At 73.7% G+C, this 15,747-nt stretch carries 13 protein-coding genes; 8 read left to right on the top strand and 5 right to left on the bottom strand.

Going from position 1 to position 15,747, the window contains the following annotated elements:
• Positions 1 to 6: 6 nt before the first annotated feature.
• The gene (locus tag SM450_RS10670; RefSeq protein ID WP_474619537.1) at positions 7 to 1,356 is read left to right on the top strand and encodes an ATP-grasp domain-containing protein; all 1,350 of its coding nucleotides are present in this window, start codon (positions 7 to 9) and stop codon (positions 1,354 to 1,356) included.
• Here the strand turns inward: SM450_RS10670 and SM450_RS10665 are convergent.
• Positions 1,346 to 2,179 carry an alpha/beta fold hydrolase gene (locus SM450_RS10665; protein WP_474619536.1) on the bottom strand — a complete coding sequence of 278 codons (834 nt, stop codon included), beginning with the start codon at positions 2,177 to 2,179 and terminating at the stop codon, positions 1,346 to 1,348. The two genes, SM450_RS10670 and SM450_RS10665, sit on opposite strands and share 11 nt — an antisense overlap.
• A gap of 58 nt (positions 2,180 to 2,237) precedes the next feature.
• Between SM450_RS10665 and SM450_RS10660 the strand changes: the two genes are divergently transcribed.
• Positions 2,238 to 2,903, top strand: a complete 666-nt coding sequence (locus SM450_RS10660) for a TetR/AcrR family transcriptional regulator (protein ID WP_474619535.1) — start codon at positions 2,238 to 2,240, stop codon at positions 2,901 to 2,903.
• Positions 2,904 to 3,407: 504 nt separating this feature from the next.
• On the opposite strand, the gene SM450_RS10655 is transcribed toward SM450_RS10660, so the two are convergent.
• The 4 genes from SM450_RS10655 to SM450_RS10640 all read right to left on the bottom strand — a co-directional run bounded on the left by SM450_RS10655 (position 3,408) and on the right by SM450_RS10640 (position 9,148).
• Complete coding sequence (locus SM450_RS10655) at positions 3,408 to 4,106, bottom strand: SGNH/GDSL hydrolase family protein (protein WP_474619534.1); 699 nt, start codon at positions 4,104 to 4,106, stop codon at positions 3,408 to 3,410.
• Positions 4,107 to 4,202: 96 nt separating this feature from the next.
• The gene (locus SM450_RS10650; protein WP_474619533.1) at positions 4,203 to 6,122 is read right to left on the bottom strand and encodes a trypsin-like serine protease; all 1,920 of its coding nucleotides are present in this window, start codon (positions 6,120 to 6,122) and stop codon (positions 4,203 to 4,205) included.
• 261 nt (positions 6,123 to 6,383) lie between these two features.
• The gene (locus SM450_RS10645) at positions 6,384 to 7,607 is read right to left on the bottom strand and encodes an MFS transporter (protein WP_474619532.1); all 1,224 of its coding nucleotides are present in this window, start codon (positions 7,605 to 7,607) and stop codon (positions 6,384 to 6,386) included.
• Positions 7,604 to 9,148 (bottom strand): class I adenylate-forming enzyme family protein, encoded by a 1,545-nt coding sequence (locus SM450_RS10640; RefSeq protein WP_474619531.1) that lies wholly within the window; start codon positions 9,146 to 9,148, stop codon positions 7,604 to 7,606. The genes SM450_RS10645 and SM450_RS10640 overlap by 4 nt, the downstream gene beginning before the upstream one ends.
• Positions 9,149 to 9,460: 312 nt before the next feature.
• Between SM450_RS10640 and SM450_RS10635 the strand changes: the two genes are divergently transcribed.
• From SM450_RS10635 to SM450_RS10610, 6 genes are all read left to right on the top strand, one after another.
• Positions 9,461 to 10,744 (top strand): SGNH/GDSL hydrolase family protein, encoded by a 1,284-nt coding sequence (locus tag SM450_RS10635; protein ID WP_474619651.1) that lies wholly within the window; start codon positions 9,461 to 9,463, stop codon positions 10,742 to 10,744.
• Between the two features lie 67 nt (positions 10,745 to 10,811).
• Positions 10,812 to 12,035, top strand: a complete 1,224-nt coding sequence (locus SM450_RS10630) for a cytochrome P450 (protein ID WP_474619530.1) — start codon at positions 10,812 to 10,814, stop codon at positions 12,033 to 12,035.
• Positions 12,032 to 13,006: an alpha/beta hydrolase gene (locus SM450_RS10625; protein WP_474619529.1), complete on the top strand. Its 975-nt coding sequence runs from the start codon at positions 12,032 to 12,034 to the stop codon at positions 13,004 to 13,006. Before SM450_RS10630 ends, SM450_RS10625 begins: the two co-directional genes overlap by 4 nt.
• A complete protein-coding gene (locus SM450_RS10620; RefSeq protein ID WP_474619528.1) occupies positions 12,999 to 14,102 on the top strand; it encodes an alpha-hydroxy acid oxidase in 1,104 nt (367 codons plus the stop codon). The genes SM450_RS10625 and SM450_RS10620 overlap by 8 nt, the downstream gene beginning before the upstream one ends.
• A gap of 1 nt (position 14,103) precedes the next feature.
• Complete coding sequence (locus SM450_RS10615) at positions 14,104 to 15,417, top strand: aminotransferase-like domain-containing protein (RefSeq protein WP_474619527.1); 1,314 nt, start codon at positions 14,104 to 14,106, stop codon at positions 15,415 to 15,417.
• A 69-nt stretch (positions 15,418 to 15,486) separates the two neighbouring features.
• Entirely contained in the window at positions 15,487 to 15,738 is a 252-nt protein-coding gene (locus SM450_RS10610) for a hypothetical protein (protein ID WP_107160278.1), read from the top strand.
• Positions 15,739 to 15,747: the final 9 nt, after the last annotated feature.

Genomic DNA, 15,747 nt, shown 5'->3' with positions numbered 1-15,747 from the left:
TGAACGATGGACCCGAACTATCCGTGGCCGCCGCTGCACCAGGCGTGGACGGACCTGCCCGAGCCCACCCGCGCGGCGATGGTGACGGCCGGCGCCGGCGCCTGGGAGGAGATCTTCCACGGCCGGGCCACCTACAACAAGCAGTGGCGGCTGGCCCGCCCACCGGTGCTCACCGGGGACGCGTTCCGCGAGCTGAACGAGGTCTGCGACCGGATCGTCCAGCTCATCCTGGAGGCCTGCCAGCGGCGGGCCCGCACCGCCGGTGAGCTGCGCCGGCTGCTGGACGTGCCGGAGGGCGAGACCCGGCTGCTGGATCCGGACGAGGTGCTGCACGACGGGCTGCTCGCCGCGTACCGACCGGACGTGCTGTTCTCCGGCGGCGTGCCGTGCATCGTGGAGTACAACATCGACAGCAGCCTCGGCGGCGGCTTCGACGCCGACACCGTGGTCCAGCGGTACGCGGACCTGTACCGCGCCCACGGCCTGCTCGACCGGGCCCGGCCCGCGCCGTCCCTGCTGGACCAGCGGTTCGTCGCCATCCGGGACACCCTCGGCCTGGCCGACGGCGCGCGGGTGGCGCTGCTGATGGACTTCGAGGCGGAATATCCGGGGCTGGACGACCCGGAGACGTTCATCCGGATCCTGTCCCCGCTGGCGGACCAGGCCCGTCGGTTCGGCATCGACCTGGTCATCGCGCCGGTCGCCACCGCCACGCTCGACGGGAACAGCCGGCTCGTCGTCGGTGGCGCCCCGGTGGACGCGCTGTTCCGGCTCTTCGTGCCGAACCGGGTCACACCGAGCGCGGGCCTGGACGCGGTGGCCGGCGCGCTCGCCGCCGGCACGCTGCCGATGTTCGTCAGCAGCGCGGCCTGGCTGCTCAGCAACAAGCTGAACTACGCCTGGCTCTGGGCCGACCTGGACCTGCTGCCGGAGCCCGACCGGGCGCTGATCCGCCGGTACGTGCCGCACACCGTCGCGCTCACCGCCGACCAGCTCGACCGGGCGCTTGCCGAGCAGGCCGACCTGGTGGCGAAGCCGGCCGGCGGGTCGGCCGGGCACGGGGTGCTGATCGGGCCGGAGTGCGGCGCGGTGGCCTGGGCGGACGGGATACGCGCCGCGATCGACGAGGGCGGTCACATCCTGCAGCGCTATCACGAGGCGGACCGGGTGGCGATGGACTTCGTGCAGATCGAGACCGGCGAGACGGTCACCGCCGAGGTTCCCTACAGCCTGGCTCCCTACCTCTTCGGCCGCACCGGCTCCGGCGCCCTGGCACGGGTCGGCTACCCCGGTTGCGAGGGCGTCCTGAACCTGGCGAGAGGCGTCCTCATGACAGGCGTCCTCCTCACCGACTGACCTCGCCCGCGGTCGGGGTGGTGAAGAAGGCGGTCAGGGGGTCGATCAGGGCCGGGGGCGCGACGGCGATGCCGTTGTGGGCGCTGCCGGGGACGCGCAGGGTGCGCGCGTGGGGCAGGACGGCGGCAAGCATGTCGTTGGTCTCGGTGAAGAACGGCGCGGCCTTGGCGCCACTGATCAGCAGCGCCTCGGCGGTGATGCCGGCGTACTGCTCGGCCGGCCCCTCGTGCGCCTCGATCTGTCGCGACTCGGCGAGCGTCATCCCCACCAGCGCGCCCATCGTCCGCCCGACCTCGGTGCGCAGGAAGAGCCGGGTGATCGCCGTACGGACCGCCAGCGGCAGCCGTGACGCGGGGTTCCGTGGGTCGACGGCCGCGCCCACGACGGCCAGCGCCCGGGCGCTGTCGCCGGCCCGCACGGCGGCCTCGGCCGGGTCGAGGAACGCCGTCGGCATGCCGTGCCCGGCCAGCCGCAGCGGGGCGTCGTAGACCGCGATCCGCTCCAGCGGCAGCCGCAGCGCGGCCCGCAGCACGACGAACGCGCCGTAGCTGTGCCCGACCGCCCACCGGGCGCCGGTGTGCGCGAGCACCGCGCCGAGATCGTCGATCTCCTGCTCCACCGTGTACGGCTCGCGGCGCGGCGCGGCGTCGGCCCGTCCCCGCCGGTTGTAGGCGTGCACGGTGAACCGGTCGGCCAGCCGGGCGACCAACCGGCGGTATTCCGCGATCGTCACCCCGCCGCCGTGCACCACCACGATGCCCGGCCCGGTGCCTGTGGTGTGCAGGACGATCCCCGCGCCGTCCGGTGCCGTGATCCGTTGCATGACCGCTCCCATCGACCCCACAAAACCGCGAACGATGTTTGCAGTTTACAGTGGGACGGTGAGCGGCGCATCCACGAATTCGATCTGGAGCCGGCCGGGACGCGGCACCCGCGGCCCCACCCCGACGCACAGCCGGGACGAGATCGCCGCCGCCGGGGTGGCGCTTGCCGACGCCGACGGGTTGACCGCCGTGTCCATGCGGGCGGTGGCAGGCGCGCTCGGCATGGCCGCCGGCTCCCTCTACCGGCACCTGTCCTCCCGGGACGACCTGCTGGAGCTGATGGTCGACAGGTGCGTGGGCGAACTGCGGCCGTACCCGGCCGACAGCGGGAGCTGGCAGGAGCAGTTCCTCCTGCTGGCCCGCCGTCAGCTCGCGCTGCACCGGCGGCACCCGTGGCTTGTCGACGCGCTCGCCCCGCGCGCCGTTCCCGGGCCGAACACGCTCGCCTACTTCGACGCCTGCCTGCGCATCCTGCAACCGGTCCGGGCCGGGGTCGCCGCCAAGTTCGAGGCGATCGCCATGGTCACCGGCGTGGTCACGCTCTTCGCCCGCACCGCGACAGCCGCCGGCCCGGTGACGTTCGACCACGTCGACCTGGCGGCCTACCCACACCTGGCGGCGGCGTTCGCCGCCCCCGCGCCCACCCCGCCACCCGGGGATGGCCTGTTCGACCGCACCCTGCGCGCCCTGCTCACCGGCCTCCTGACCGCCGACCGGCCGTAACTTCTTCGACCGGCGCTGGGCCTCGACCGGCAGTTGCGGACGGGGCGGTCGGGCCCGCGGGTAGCCTCTCTGGCCATCGGCCGGCGGTCTCCGATGCGCCCTGCATCGAGAACAGAGGCAGGTCCGTGTTGCCTACAACTTGATGTCGAGAACGACTCACCGACACCTCGGCCGGTCGCCTGGTGCCGAGGGGAGCCCGCCTCGGCGCGTCCCGCACCGTCCCGCACCGTCCCGCACCGGCATCACGGTAATCACGGTGGGCCGGTGGCAGCTGTTCCGGCCGAGTCGTTCTCGACATCAAGTTTCTAGGCACTCGCGAGCCGGAAGGACAGCGGTGAGGGTCGCCTCGACCGGGTTTGCCCGGCGCGGCCGGTCCGGTAACGGGCAGGCTTCGTTTGAGCGGCGGGGCCGGTTCGAGCGGCGGGACCGGTTCGGACGACTGGGCCGTTCTGGGTGGAGCCGGACGCTGCGCGGCGGAGCGGGCGACTGTCGCGCGGCGCGCGTCTACCGGCTGCCGTCGCGCTGGACGGCGCGGACGCGGGCGGCGAGGACGCGGAGGGTCTCGGCGGTGGCGACCGCGTCGCTGCGGGCGCTGCCGTGCCGGCCGTCGCTGCTGTAGAGCGACGGGTCCGCGACAAGCGGATGGTCGGTGAGGTGCACGTGCAGCGTGTCCAGGCGTTCGGCCACCGCGCGGGTGTGGCGGGACAGCCGCCGCATTCGCTCGCCGAGGCCGGCCCGCAGCGTGTCCGGCACGGCCGGGCTGTGCGAGACGTCGAACATGCCGACGGTGAGCACGTCCGCCCCGGCGGCGCGCAGCGCGGTGATGACGGCGGTCAGTTCGGCGTCGACCGCGTCCGGGTCGTACCCGGGACGGAACGCGTCGTTGCCGCCGCACACCACGAGCGCCAGGTCGGGCCGGAACGCAAGCGCGTCGGCCAGTTGGGTGGCCCGGACCTCGTGTGCGCGCAGCCCCCGCCGGCCCAGGTTGAGGTAGGCCAGATCGGGCCGCACCGCCCGCAGTTCGGTGGCGATCCGGTCGGCCCACTGGAGGTCGGAGTAGCCCTCGACAGGTTCGCACAGCCCTTCGGCGACGCTGTCCCCCAGCACCACGAACCGGTGCCAGGGATGGTCGCGCAGCAGCTCACCGGCTTCGCCGGCGCGCAGGCACCACGGATCCGTCGCCTCGGTCACCGTCGATGACATGTTCCGCAGGCTAGCCGAGCCACCGGGTGGGGAAAAGCGGTCCGCCGCCCCGACCGGTCGTCCGGTCGAGGCGGCGGAGGCCGGTGTGCCGTGGGTTCAGTTGCTCGACCCGGGCGGCGGGTTGAACCAGCCGTGCAGGGTCACGATGACGCGGACCGTGCCGCCACTGACGTTCATAATCCGAAGGCTCCCGGTCACGCGGTTCTGGCCGGTTTTGTCCACCTTGACCATCACCATCGTGGTCCGGGCGACCTGGCCGGCGGTGAAGTTCGCCACGGACTGGCTCGTGACGATCGGCCCGTTCTGGTCACGGGGGAAGGGGCCGACGCCGGACTCCACGGTGAGATAGCCCGAGGTGGTCGGCCCGGCGACGGTCACGGAGAGGATCGCGCCGCCCATCGCCTCCGGTGAGACGCCGAGCGGGTCGGCCAGCTTCACGAACAGCTCGCCCCGGGCCGCGAGCGGCTGGCCGCCGTCGGCCGCGGTGTCGGCCAGGAGGACCGCCGGGGCGGGCCGCAGGTCCGCGCCGGCCGCCGGGTCGGCGGTCACGTAGCCCTGCACGGAGATCACCAGGTCGATCGCCGGTCCCTTGTTGACGAACGTGGCCTTACCGGCGGACGAGAGCTTGACCGTGACGCCCTGCGAGGTGACTCCGCTGGCGTAGTCGAGCACGCTCGTGGTGTCGGCGCCGCCCTCCGGATAGGCGCGCAGGTAGCTGGCGCCGGTCGAGCCGACCACTGCGACGTCCAGGAACACGCTCGTCGCGCCGCTCGGGACGGGGCCACCGGTGAACGTGAACGTCCTGGACCCGTTGGTCGGGATCTTGCCCACGGTGGTGCCGGTGCCGGTGCGGGTGTCCACGACGCGGGTGTGCGGCACGGCGACCAGCCCGCCGCCTGCCCCGGTGGTGAAGTAGCCGTGCACCTCGACGACGATGTGGACGTTGCCGGCGCGGTTGTGGACCGAGACGCGGCCGTCCGGTCCCGGCCGGACGACCTGGGTGGTCGAGATGACCTCACCCGTCGACGCGTTGAGGGACGACGAGGACGGTCGGGTGGAGCCCTTGGGGAACACCGTCAGGAAGGTGTTGGCGGTCGGGCTGACCGCGGTCACGTCGACCAGGACCGCGGACACACCAGTCGAGGGAACACCGCCGACGCCGATGGCCGGGAAGTCGGTGGTGCTGTCCGCGCCGCGCAGCCCGGCCGTGGCGCCGGTGCCGTTGCGGGTGTCCAGCAGGAGCGCGCCGGGGGAGAGCGCCACATAGTTGGTGTGGGTGCTCGCAGCGATCCACGACGCCAGGCCGTCCACCCGCACCTCGGTCGCGGTGCGCCGGGTGTCGGTCTCGGCGAGGCAACCGCCCTGCCAGGAACGGTCGTGCAGGGCGACCAACTGCGGCGCCCCGGAGCCGGTCCGCAGCAGCGGCCCACCGGCGTCGCCCCGGCACAGGCTGGCGGCGGAGGCGCTGCCGTCGACGGTGAGTGCGTCGGCCGTGACGCCGGTGACCGTGAACGTCCCGGCGTGCAGGTTGTCCGGAACCCACTCGGTGGCGGTGCGGCCGAAGCCCGCGGCGAGCAGCGCTTCGCCCTGGGCGGCGGCGCCGCCGATGGTCACCGGCGTCACCCCGGCCGCCGGTTTCTCGAGTTGGGCGAGCGCGACGTTGCGGGTCGGGTGGGGAATCACGGCGGTGACGGCGAGAACGTGCCCCGTCGTGGTCCGCAGATCCGTCCGGCCGACCGTGACGGTCGTCCGCCGGGTGGGCGGACCGGCGACGAGCTGCTGGCCGGGTTCGGCCAGGCAGCTCGCGGTGGTCATCACCCAGGTCGGGTCGACGAGCACCGCGGAGCAGGACCGCAGGTCACTCTGGATCTTGGCGGTGAACGAGTAGGTGCCGGACGGCACCGGGCTGACGCCGCTGACCGCCAGCGCGGAACCGCCGCTTATCGTGCTTGCCGCCACGACGACGGCGAGTAACGCCGCCATTCTGCGGGTGCGGTGATTTCGGATGAGTCTCATGTTCCTCTTTCCGGTCGTTCGAGCAGGCAACGCCGCCGGAAACCCCGGCGAACCGAGAGAGAGGTCGATCAGTGGACGGCAACCGCCGCCTGTTTGCGACAGGGTGCGACGCCGAACGCGCCGAGGCGCGTTCGGTGCCGGTGCTGTCGACTTCCCCCGTGTAGCTGTCGCGGGCATGGCCCGCGGACCCAGAGAGTAGCGAAACGGCATGCGTCGTGCTGCCCCGCCGTGTCGGCGTGACGCCGGGTCCGACCGGGCAGGTCAGGCCGGGGTCGGGGTGACCTGCCGCACGGCCGGACGGTCGGTCGGCGACCGGAAGAGCAGCAGCGGCGCCACGGTGAGCACCAGGCAGGCCACCGACATCACCAGCAGCGCCGGGGTCAGGTCGAGCAGCGCCACCGACCAGCCGCCGAGCAACGCGCCCACCGGCAGGCCGAGGAAGGCCACCGAGCCGGAGATGCCAAGCACCCGCGTCTGCAACGCCTCCGGCACCCGCTGGTAGAGCGCGGCACCGAGCAGCGGGTTCACCGCCGCGATGCCGATGCCGGACAGGAACGTCACCACCAGCACCACCACCAGATCGTCGCTGAGCGCCAGCGCGAGCAGCCGCGGCGCGCCGCTGAGCGCCAGCCCGACGGCGAACGTGGCCCGGCTCGGCAACCGTGTCCCGAACAGCGTGAACAGCAGGTTTCCCAGCAGCGCGCCGGCCGAGAACACGCCGAGCAGCAGGCCGAATCCGGCCGGGTCGCCGAGCACCTGGTTCACCCAGAGCGGGATCCAGACCGCGACGCTTGCGTTGGCGAACATGTTTGACGCGGACACCACGATCAGCATGGTCAGCAGCGTCCGATCGGTGCGCAGGTAGGCGAAACCGCCGCGCAGCGCCCGCAGGTAGCGTTCCCGGGGGGCCGGCTGCGCGAGCGCGGGCGGCCGGACCAGCACCCCGATCAGCAGCGCGCAGACCGCGAACGTGGCGGCGTCGATCCAGATCGCCCGGGTCAGCCCCACCCAGTCGATCAGCAGCCCGCCCAGCACCGCCCCGAACAACGTCATGCCCCGGGCCAGCCCGTCGTAGGCCGAGGTGAGCCGGATCAACGGCACGCCGGCCCGCTCGGCGGCCGGTTTGAACAGTACGTGCTTGACCCGGTCGCCGATGCCACGCAGCCCACCGGCGACCGCCACCAGCACCAGCAGCGTGCCGAACCCGAGCCACGGCGCGAGCGCCACCACCGCCATCGCGGCGGCGCTCGCCGCGTCCACGAAGACCGAGGTGCGGCGTACCCCGAACCGGTCCGCCCACGGCGTGGCAAGCGCGCTGGAGAGCATGTACGGCAGCGTCTCCGCGGCGGCGACCAGGCCCATCCGGGTCGGGCTGCCGGTGGTCTCCAGCACCAGCCAGGGAATGGCGACCACCGAGATCCGGGTACCGAGGTTGGACAGCAGGTCGGCGCCGACCAGGGTGTACAACTCCCGGCGCGGGTTCATGTCGGGCTGCCGATCGGGTGCGTGGCGGCGTAGCGGTCCCGCAGCGCCAGCTTGTCGACCTTGGCGGAGCGGTTCAGCGGCAGCGCGTCGACGAACTCCACCGCGCCGGGCGCCCAGGTCTCGCTCAGCTCCCGGGTCACGAGCGCGATCAGGTCGTCGGCGGTGACCGGCGAGCCCGGCGCCGGCACCACGTACGCGTACGGGAGTTCCCCGGCCACCGGGTCCGGCACCCCGATCACCGCGGCGGCACGAACCTCCGGGTGGCCGGCGAGCACGTCCTCGATCGGCCGGGAGTAGATCGGCCAGCTCCGCTGCCGGGTGAGGATGCGGTCCTGTAACCGGTCGACCAGGTAGAGGTAGCCGTCGTCGTCGAGGTGGCCGATGTCGCGGGTGCGGACCCAGCCGTCGACGAGTGTCTCGGCGGTCAGCTCCGGCTGGCCGTGGTAGCCGGCGAAGCTCAACCTGGTGCGGGCCCACACCTCGCCGTCGACGCCGGCCGGCAGCACCCGGCCGTCGGCGTCGCGGATCTCGACCGTCACGTCCCCGTACGGCCGGCCGCAGGAGCGCAGCCGCTCCGGGTGCTCCGGGTCCTCGGTGAGGCCCGGTTGCGCGCAGATGACCACGGCCTCGCTGAGCCCGTAGACGATGCGCAGGCAGGGGCCGAACCGGTGGATCGCCTGGCGCAGCCGGGCCGGCGCGGCGGGGCCGGCGCCGACGTTGAACATGAACATCGCGGAGAAGTCGGCGCCCGGCAGGTCGGGGTGGTCGAGCACCTCGTAGAGCATCGGCGGGGTGACGAACGTGGAGGTGATCCGCTCGGCGTCCACGGTGGCGACGAACGCCGCCGGGTCCCACCGCTCGCGCAGGAACAGCACCCCGCCGCTGAACAGGTTGACGAGCGTGGTGATCTGGCCGCTTGCGAGCCACATCGGCGAGTGCGACAGGTGCCGCAGCGGCGGGAACCCGGCGGCCCGGAAGTCGGCCGCGAGCGCGAGCACCTGGCGGTAGAAGCTCTCCCGGTGGTGCACCAGCTTGGGTGTGCCGGTGGTGCCGCTGGTCTGCAGGAACGACTCCGGTGCGGGCCCGGAGGCCGGCAGGTCCGCGTCGGCGTCGCCGGGCGCGGTGAGGTCCGGTCCGGCGCCGCCGGGGCCGAGGCAGAGCACCGGTACGCCGGGCAGCCCGGCCGCGAGCTGCCCGCCCGTCGGGTCGCGCGGGTCGTGGACGAACACCTCCGGCGCGGCGAGCGCGACGAACTCGTCGATCTCCCGCCGGGAGGTGACCGGGGCGACCCACATGCTCCGGCAGCCGAGCAGGTGCAGCGCCAGGTGCAGCAGCGGCCCCTCGACCGTGTTGCCGAGCATCACCAGCACCGCCGCGCCGGGGCGTACGCCCTGCCTGCGCAGCGCCGCGGCCAGGCCGCGCACCTCGGCGGCGACCTGTCGGTAGGTGAGCCGGCGACCGTCGCCGACAAGCGCCTCCCGGTCGCCGAATCCGGCGAACAGCTCCAGCGCCTCGTGCACGTAGTTCGGCCGATCGGTCATCGGGCAGCCCCCATCGTGGTCCGCGAGCGGCGTCCGGCCAGGTCAGGGCCGGGAAGGGACGGCGGGTGCCGGAGTCGGCGACCGCACCGCCGCCGGTTCCGAGCCTAGGCAGCGGTGGTCCACCGGGGACAGAGCCGAACGTCGGTGCCGGGCATCCCGTGGGCATTTGATCATGTCGATGAGGTTGATTGACGCTCGTCACCGGCGGCGGCTAGTTTCCGGTCCATCGCCCGGGCCGGTGGCGCCGACCGCGTCACGCCCGGGGCTGCCGAACATGGAGGATCGATGCCGACCCCGAAGAGATGGCACGTCATAGCTTCCGCCGCCACGCTGCTGCTCGCCGGCACCCCGGCGGTCACCGCGAGCGCCGGCCCCACCGACACCGATCGCGCCGGGCACGGGCGCGCCGAGTGGGCGGGGAGCTGGGCCGCGGCGGTGACCCGTGGGAACACCGTGGGTCTGACCAACACCGGCCTCAACGACCAGAGCATCCGGATGACGGTGCAGACCACGGTGGGCGGGCCGCGCCTGCGGGTCCGGCTCACCAACCTGTACGGCGAGCAGGCCGTCAAGGTGGGTCACGCCACCATCGCCCGGCCGAACACCGCCACCGCCGACGACCGCTCCGACGTCGACCCGGCGAGCGTCCGGGAGCTGAAGTTCTCCGGTGGCGCCTCGGCCACCATCAACAAGGGCGCCGAGCTGCTCAGCGACCCGCTGTCCTATCCGGTGGGCGAGCAGGAGGACCTGGTGGTCACCCTGTACTTCCCGGTGCTCACCGGCCCGGTCACGTTCCACGGCCAGTCCCGGGTCACGAACTTCATCGGGGCGACCGACCTGACCACCGCGGCCGGCGGCGCCGGCTTCACCACCAGGCCCGACTGCTGCTGGATGTTCCTCTCCGGCATCGACGTGGAGCGCAAGGCCGCGCCGGGCGCGGTGGTGGTGCTCGGCGACTCCATCGGCGACGGCAACGGCAGCACTGTCAACACCGACCGGCGGTGGCCGGACCTGCTCGCCAAGCGGCTCGTCGACGCCCGCCCGGAGGTCCGCACGCCGGGTGTGCTCAACCTCAGCCTGGCCGGCAACCGGCTCAACCACGAGGGCACCGAGCCCGGTGCGGGTGGCTTCCCCGGCTACTACGAGTTGGGCCCGAACGCGCTGGCCCGGCTCAACGAGGATGTGTTCCCGCAGACCGGCGTCCGGACCGTCGTGACCCACCTGGGCATCAACGACATCTGGATGAACGGCGACAGCAGCGAGGCGATCATCGCCTCGCTGCGGCAGCTCAACCGGCAGGTGCAGGCGCGCGGGCTGACCAGCCTGGTCGGCACGATCACCCCGTACGAGGGCAACGGCGGGCCGGGGGTGTGGACCGAGGAGAAGGACGCCACCCGCAACGCGGTGAACGCGTGGCTGCGCGGCGCCGGGCGGGTCGAGTTCGACGGCGTGCTCGACTTCGACGCCGTGCTGCGCGACCCGGCGCGGCCGAGCCGGCTGCTGCCGGCGTACGACGCCGGGGACCACATCCACCCGAACGACGCGGGCGCGCAGGCGATGGCGAACGCCGTCCCGCTGCGGCTGCTCGGGCTGTGACACCGGGCGGGGGCGGCGTCGGCACGGCGGCCGCCCCCGCCGCCTTTTCCTGGGGAGGAAGAACGCCGTGGACGTCAGCGAGATCCTGACCGGCCTGTACAGCGAGCAGGGCCGGCAGAACCCCTATCCCTTCTACGCGGCCCTGCACGAGCACGGGCCGATAAGTGCCGTTCCCACCCGCGCCGAGCACAGCACCGTAACCGCCGTCGCCGGCGGATACGACGTGGTGGACCGGATCCTGCGTGATCCCGGGTGGTACAAGGGCTTCCCGCCGGGCTGGCAGGAGCAGGAGATCCTGCGGACGTTCCTCACCTCGATGATGTTCGTCAACCCGCCGGACCACACCCGGATGCGCGCGGTGTTCGCGAAGACGTTCACCCCACGCCGGCTCGGCGCGCTGGAGCCGGTGGTGGTGCGGATCGTCGCCGAACGGCTCGACGCGATGGCCGAGGCCGGCGCGGGCGGCGCCGAGGTGGACTTCGTGGCCGACTTCGCGTACCCGGTCCCGGCGCTGGTGATGGCCGAGTTCATCGGCCTGCCCGCGGCGGACCTGGCCTGGTACCGGCAGCGGGTCGACTGGATCGACGAGTACATGGACGTCTCCGGCAAGACGCCGGAGCGGCTGGCCCGGGCCAACCAGGCCGCCGAGGAGCTGCGGGCCTACTACCACGACCTGATCGCCCACCGGCGCCGCTCGCCCGGTGCCGACCTGATCAGTGGCCTGGTCGAGGTGCTCGACGCCGGTGACGTCGACCTCACCGAGGACGAGCTGGTCAGCAACCTGATCGTGCTGTTCAACGCCAGCTTCGTCACCACCGTCTACATGTTCAGCAACGGCCTGCCGCTGCTGCTCGACCACCCGGAGGTGACCGCCGCGCTGCCAGGCGACGACGCGCTGGCCCGGGGCTGCGTGGACGAGGTGCTGCGGATGGAGAGTCCGGTGCACTTCCTGGCCCGCTCCGCGCCGGCCGACACCGAGCTGGACGGCGTCCCGGTGGGCCGGGACGAGAACGTGCTGCTGCTGATCGCCGCCGCCAACCGGGACCCGGCCCGCTTCCCCGACCCGGACCGGTTCGACCCGCGTCGCGACGGGCCGCCGTCGCTCGCCTTCGGCGTCGGGCTGCACTTCTGCCTCGGCTCGGCGGTGTCGAAGTTGGAGGGGCGGCTCGCGCTGCCCCGGCTGTTCGCCCGTTTCCCCCGGTTGGCCGTCACCCAGCCGTACACCTACAGCGGTAGCCTCTTCCTGCGCGGCATCGACAAGCTCTTCGTCACCACCGGGGAGGCCGGATGACGCTCGATCCGCAGGTGGTCGCGTGGCGGGCCGCGCGCGCGGCAGCCGGCGTCACGCCGCTCTACGCCCAGACCCTGGCCGAGGCCCGCGCCGCCGACCTCGCCGCGATCCGCGCCGGCGCCGGCGCGGTCGAGCCGGTCGAGGAGGTACGCGACACCGAGGTGCCCGGCCCGGCCGGGCCGCTGCCGGTGCGGATCCACCGGCCGGCCGGCGACGGTCCGCTGCCCACGCTCGTCTGGTTCTTCGGCGGTGGGTGGACGCTCGGCAGCGTGGACACCGCCGACGGGATCTGTCGCCGGCTGGTCAACCTGGCCGGCTGTCAGACCGTGACGGTCGGCTACCGGCTCGCCCCGGAGCACCGGTTCCCGGCGGCGGTGGAGGACTGCCACGCCGCGCTGCGCCACGTGGCCGCCCGGGCCGCCGAGTTCCGGGTCGACCCGGGGCGGCTGGCGGTGGGCGGGGACAGCGCCGGCGGCAACCTGGCCGCCGCGGTGACGCTGCTGGCCCGCGCCGACGGTGGCCCCCGGCTCGCCGCCCAGGTGCTTGTCTATCCGAACACCGACCAGCGTGCCGGGCAGCGGCCGGCCGACGACGAGGACCCGCTGCTGTTCAACCGGCACTCGGTGGCGTGGTACCGCGGCCACTACCTCGCCGACCCGGGCGACGCCGCTCACCCGCTCGCCTCGCCGCTGGTCGCCGAGGACCTGTCCGGCCTGCCGTCGGCGCTCGTCGTCACCGCCGGGCACGACCCGCTGCACGCCGAGGGCGAGCGGTACGCGGCCCGGCTGCGCGAGGCCGGCGTGCCCACCGAGACGGCCCACTACCCGGGCATGGTGCACGGCTTCTTCGCCATGCCCGGCGTGTTCGACGACGGCCGCGAGGCCCAGCGGCGGGCCGCCGCGTTCCTGCGCCGACACCTCGGCCTCGACCCGGCGACACCGCGGGCGACAGTCGGGACCGAACATGGCTGAACCTGGGACGGGCTTCGCGCCGCCGGCCTGCCTGGACGACTTCGCCGCGCTGGCCCGGGCGGTGCTCCCGGCCGACGTGTGGGACTACGTCGACGGCGGCAGCGGCGCCGAGACCGCGCTTGCCGCCAACCGGGCCGCGCTGGACCGGGTGGCGGTGCTGCCCCGGATGCTCGCCGGCGTCGACGAGCCGTCCACCTCCGCGCCGCTTCCCGGCGGGCGGTACGCGCTGCCGGTGGCGGTCGCGCCGATGGCGTACCAGCGGTTGCTGCACCCCGACGGTGAGCCGGCGCTCGCCGCGGCGGCCGGCGCGGCGGGCGTGCCCTACGCGGCAAGCACGCTGTCCAGCACGCCGATCGAGGAGATCGCCACGGCCGGCGCGACGGTGTGGTTCCAGCTCTACTGGTTGCGCGACCGGGCGCTCGTGGCCGACCTGCTCGACCGGGCGCTGGCCGCCGGCTGCGCCGCGGTGATCGTCACCGTGGACGTGCCGGTGCTCGGCCGGCGCCTGCGCGACGCGCGCAACGGGTTCGTGTTGCCGCCGCACGTCACCGCCGCGAACCTGCCCGGCGGCCGGGACGACCTGGCCCACCAGGGCACACCAGGCGTCTCGGCCGTGGCGGCGCACACCGGCGCGGTCTTCGCCCCGGCGCTGAGCTGGGCTGACCTGGCCTGGCTGCGGGCGCGTACCCCGGTGCCGCTGCTGGTCAAGGGCATCCTGGACGCGCGCGACGCGGTCCGGGCGGCGGACGCCGGCGTGGACGCGGTGGTGGTCTCCAACCACGGCGGCCGGCAGCTCGACGCTGCCCCGGCCAGCGCGAGCGTGCTGCCGGAGGTGGTCGAGGCGGTGGGGGAGCGGTGTGCGGTGCTGCTGGACAGCGGCGTGCGCGGGGGCGTCGACGTGCTGCGCGCGCTGGCCCTGGGCGCGTCAGGAGTGCTCGTCGGCCGGCCGCTGCTCTGGGCCCTCGCGGCCGGCGGCCGGGCCGGCGCCGAGGCCGCCCTGGCGTTGCTCGCGGCCGAGTTGCGCGACGCTCTCATCCTCAGCGGCTGCCCCGACCCGGAGTCGGCCCGGCGGCTGCGCACCCGGATCGGAGGCTGACGTGGAACCGGTGGACCTGGCCGTCGAGGCGCTGCACGGCAGCGTCGGCGACCCGGCGTTGAACTCGATGAACTTCCTCAACGAGGTGGCGCAGCACTACCCGGAGGCGGTGTCGCTTGCCGCCGGCCGGCCGTACGAGGAGTTCTTCGACTCGACGCTGCTGCACGCCCACCTGGACCGCTTCCGCCGACACCTCGCCGACGACCTCGGGCTCGGGCCGGCGCAGGTCGACCGGACGCTGTTGCAGTACGGCCGGACCAAGGGGATCGTGCACCACCTGATCGCCCGCAACCTCGCCGTCGACGAGGGGCTCACCGTCGACCCGGAGTCGATCGTGGTGACCGTCGGCTGCCAGGAGGCCATGTTCCTGGTGCTGCGCGCGTTGCGGGCCGGCCCGGCCGACGTGCTGTTCGCGGTGGCGCCCACGTACGTGGGGCTAACCGGCGCGGCCCGCCTGGTCGACCTGCCGGTGCGGCCGGTGGCCGGCGGTCCGGACGGCGTCGACCTGGCCGACCTGCGCGCCGGGGTGCGGCGGGCCCGCGCCGAGGGGCTGCGACCGCGGGCCTGCTACGTGATGCCGGACTTCGCCAACCCGGCCGGGGTCAGCATGGACACCGCCCACCGGCGTCGGCTGCTCGACCTGGCCGCCGAGGAGGAACTGCTGCTGATCGAGGACAACCCGTACGGACTCTTCCCGGCCACCGGCACGGACCGCCGCCGCACGCTCAAGGCGCTGGACACGGCCCGGCGGGTGGTCTATCTCGGTTCGTTCGCCAAGACGGTGCTGCCCGGCGCCCGGGTCGGCTATGTCGTGGCCGACCAGCGGGTGGGTGGCGCGGACGGCACGGTCGGCCCGCTGGCCGACCAGCTCGCGAAGATCAAGAGCATGGTCACGGTGAACACCTCCCCGATCAGCCAGGCGGTGATCGGCGGTGCGCTGCTGGCGCACGACTGCTCGCTCGTGGCCGCGAACGTCCGGGAGCGGGCCGCGTACGCCCGCAACCTGGGTCATCTGGTCGACGGCCTGGCCCGGCGTTTCCCGGCCGGCGGCCAGGTGCGATGGACGGTGCCGGCCGGCGGCTTCTTCGTGGTGGTCACCGTGCCGTTCGCGGTCGACGACGCGCTGCTGCACCGTTCGGCCCGGGAGTACGGCGTGCTCTGGACCCCGATGGCGCACTTCTACGACGCCGGCACGCCGGTGCGCGCGCTGCGGCTGTCGGTGAGCGCGGTCACCCCGGCGCAGATCGACCTGGGCCTGGACCGGCTGGCCGCGCTTGTCGCCGACACCACGGCCGCGGTGGGCGCGCCGGCCTGACGCCGCACCGTTGTCGTGCCGGCACCACACGTGTTCCCGCGCGCCCGGGTATCCGTTGATAATGGACGGATGGTTGCCTGGGAGTACGCGCTGCTGGTCCGCCGCTATCAGGGGCAGGGCCGGAATTTCCATGTCTCGTTCGTCTGGTACGGCCCGGACGGGTCCCGCACCGACGTCACCGCGTACGGCGACACCGCGGTCGCGCATCTCAACCGCGTCGGCCGGGAGGGGTGGGAACTGGTCACCGCAGCCGAGGACGTGAACAACGTGCAGGGCAGCACCGAGGTGCACCGCTACCACCTCAAGCGTCCGCTGCGCTGAGGGTCCGCG

This window comes from Micromonospora marincola, from assembly GCF_056150385.1.
Note: the sequence above shows the minus strand (reverse complement) of the source record. Positions and strands in the feature narration are given on the sequence as shown.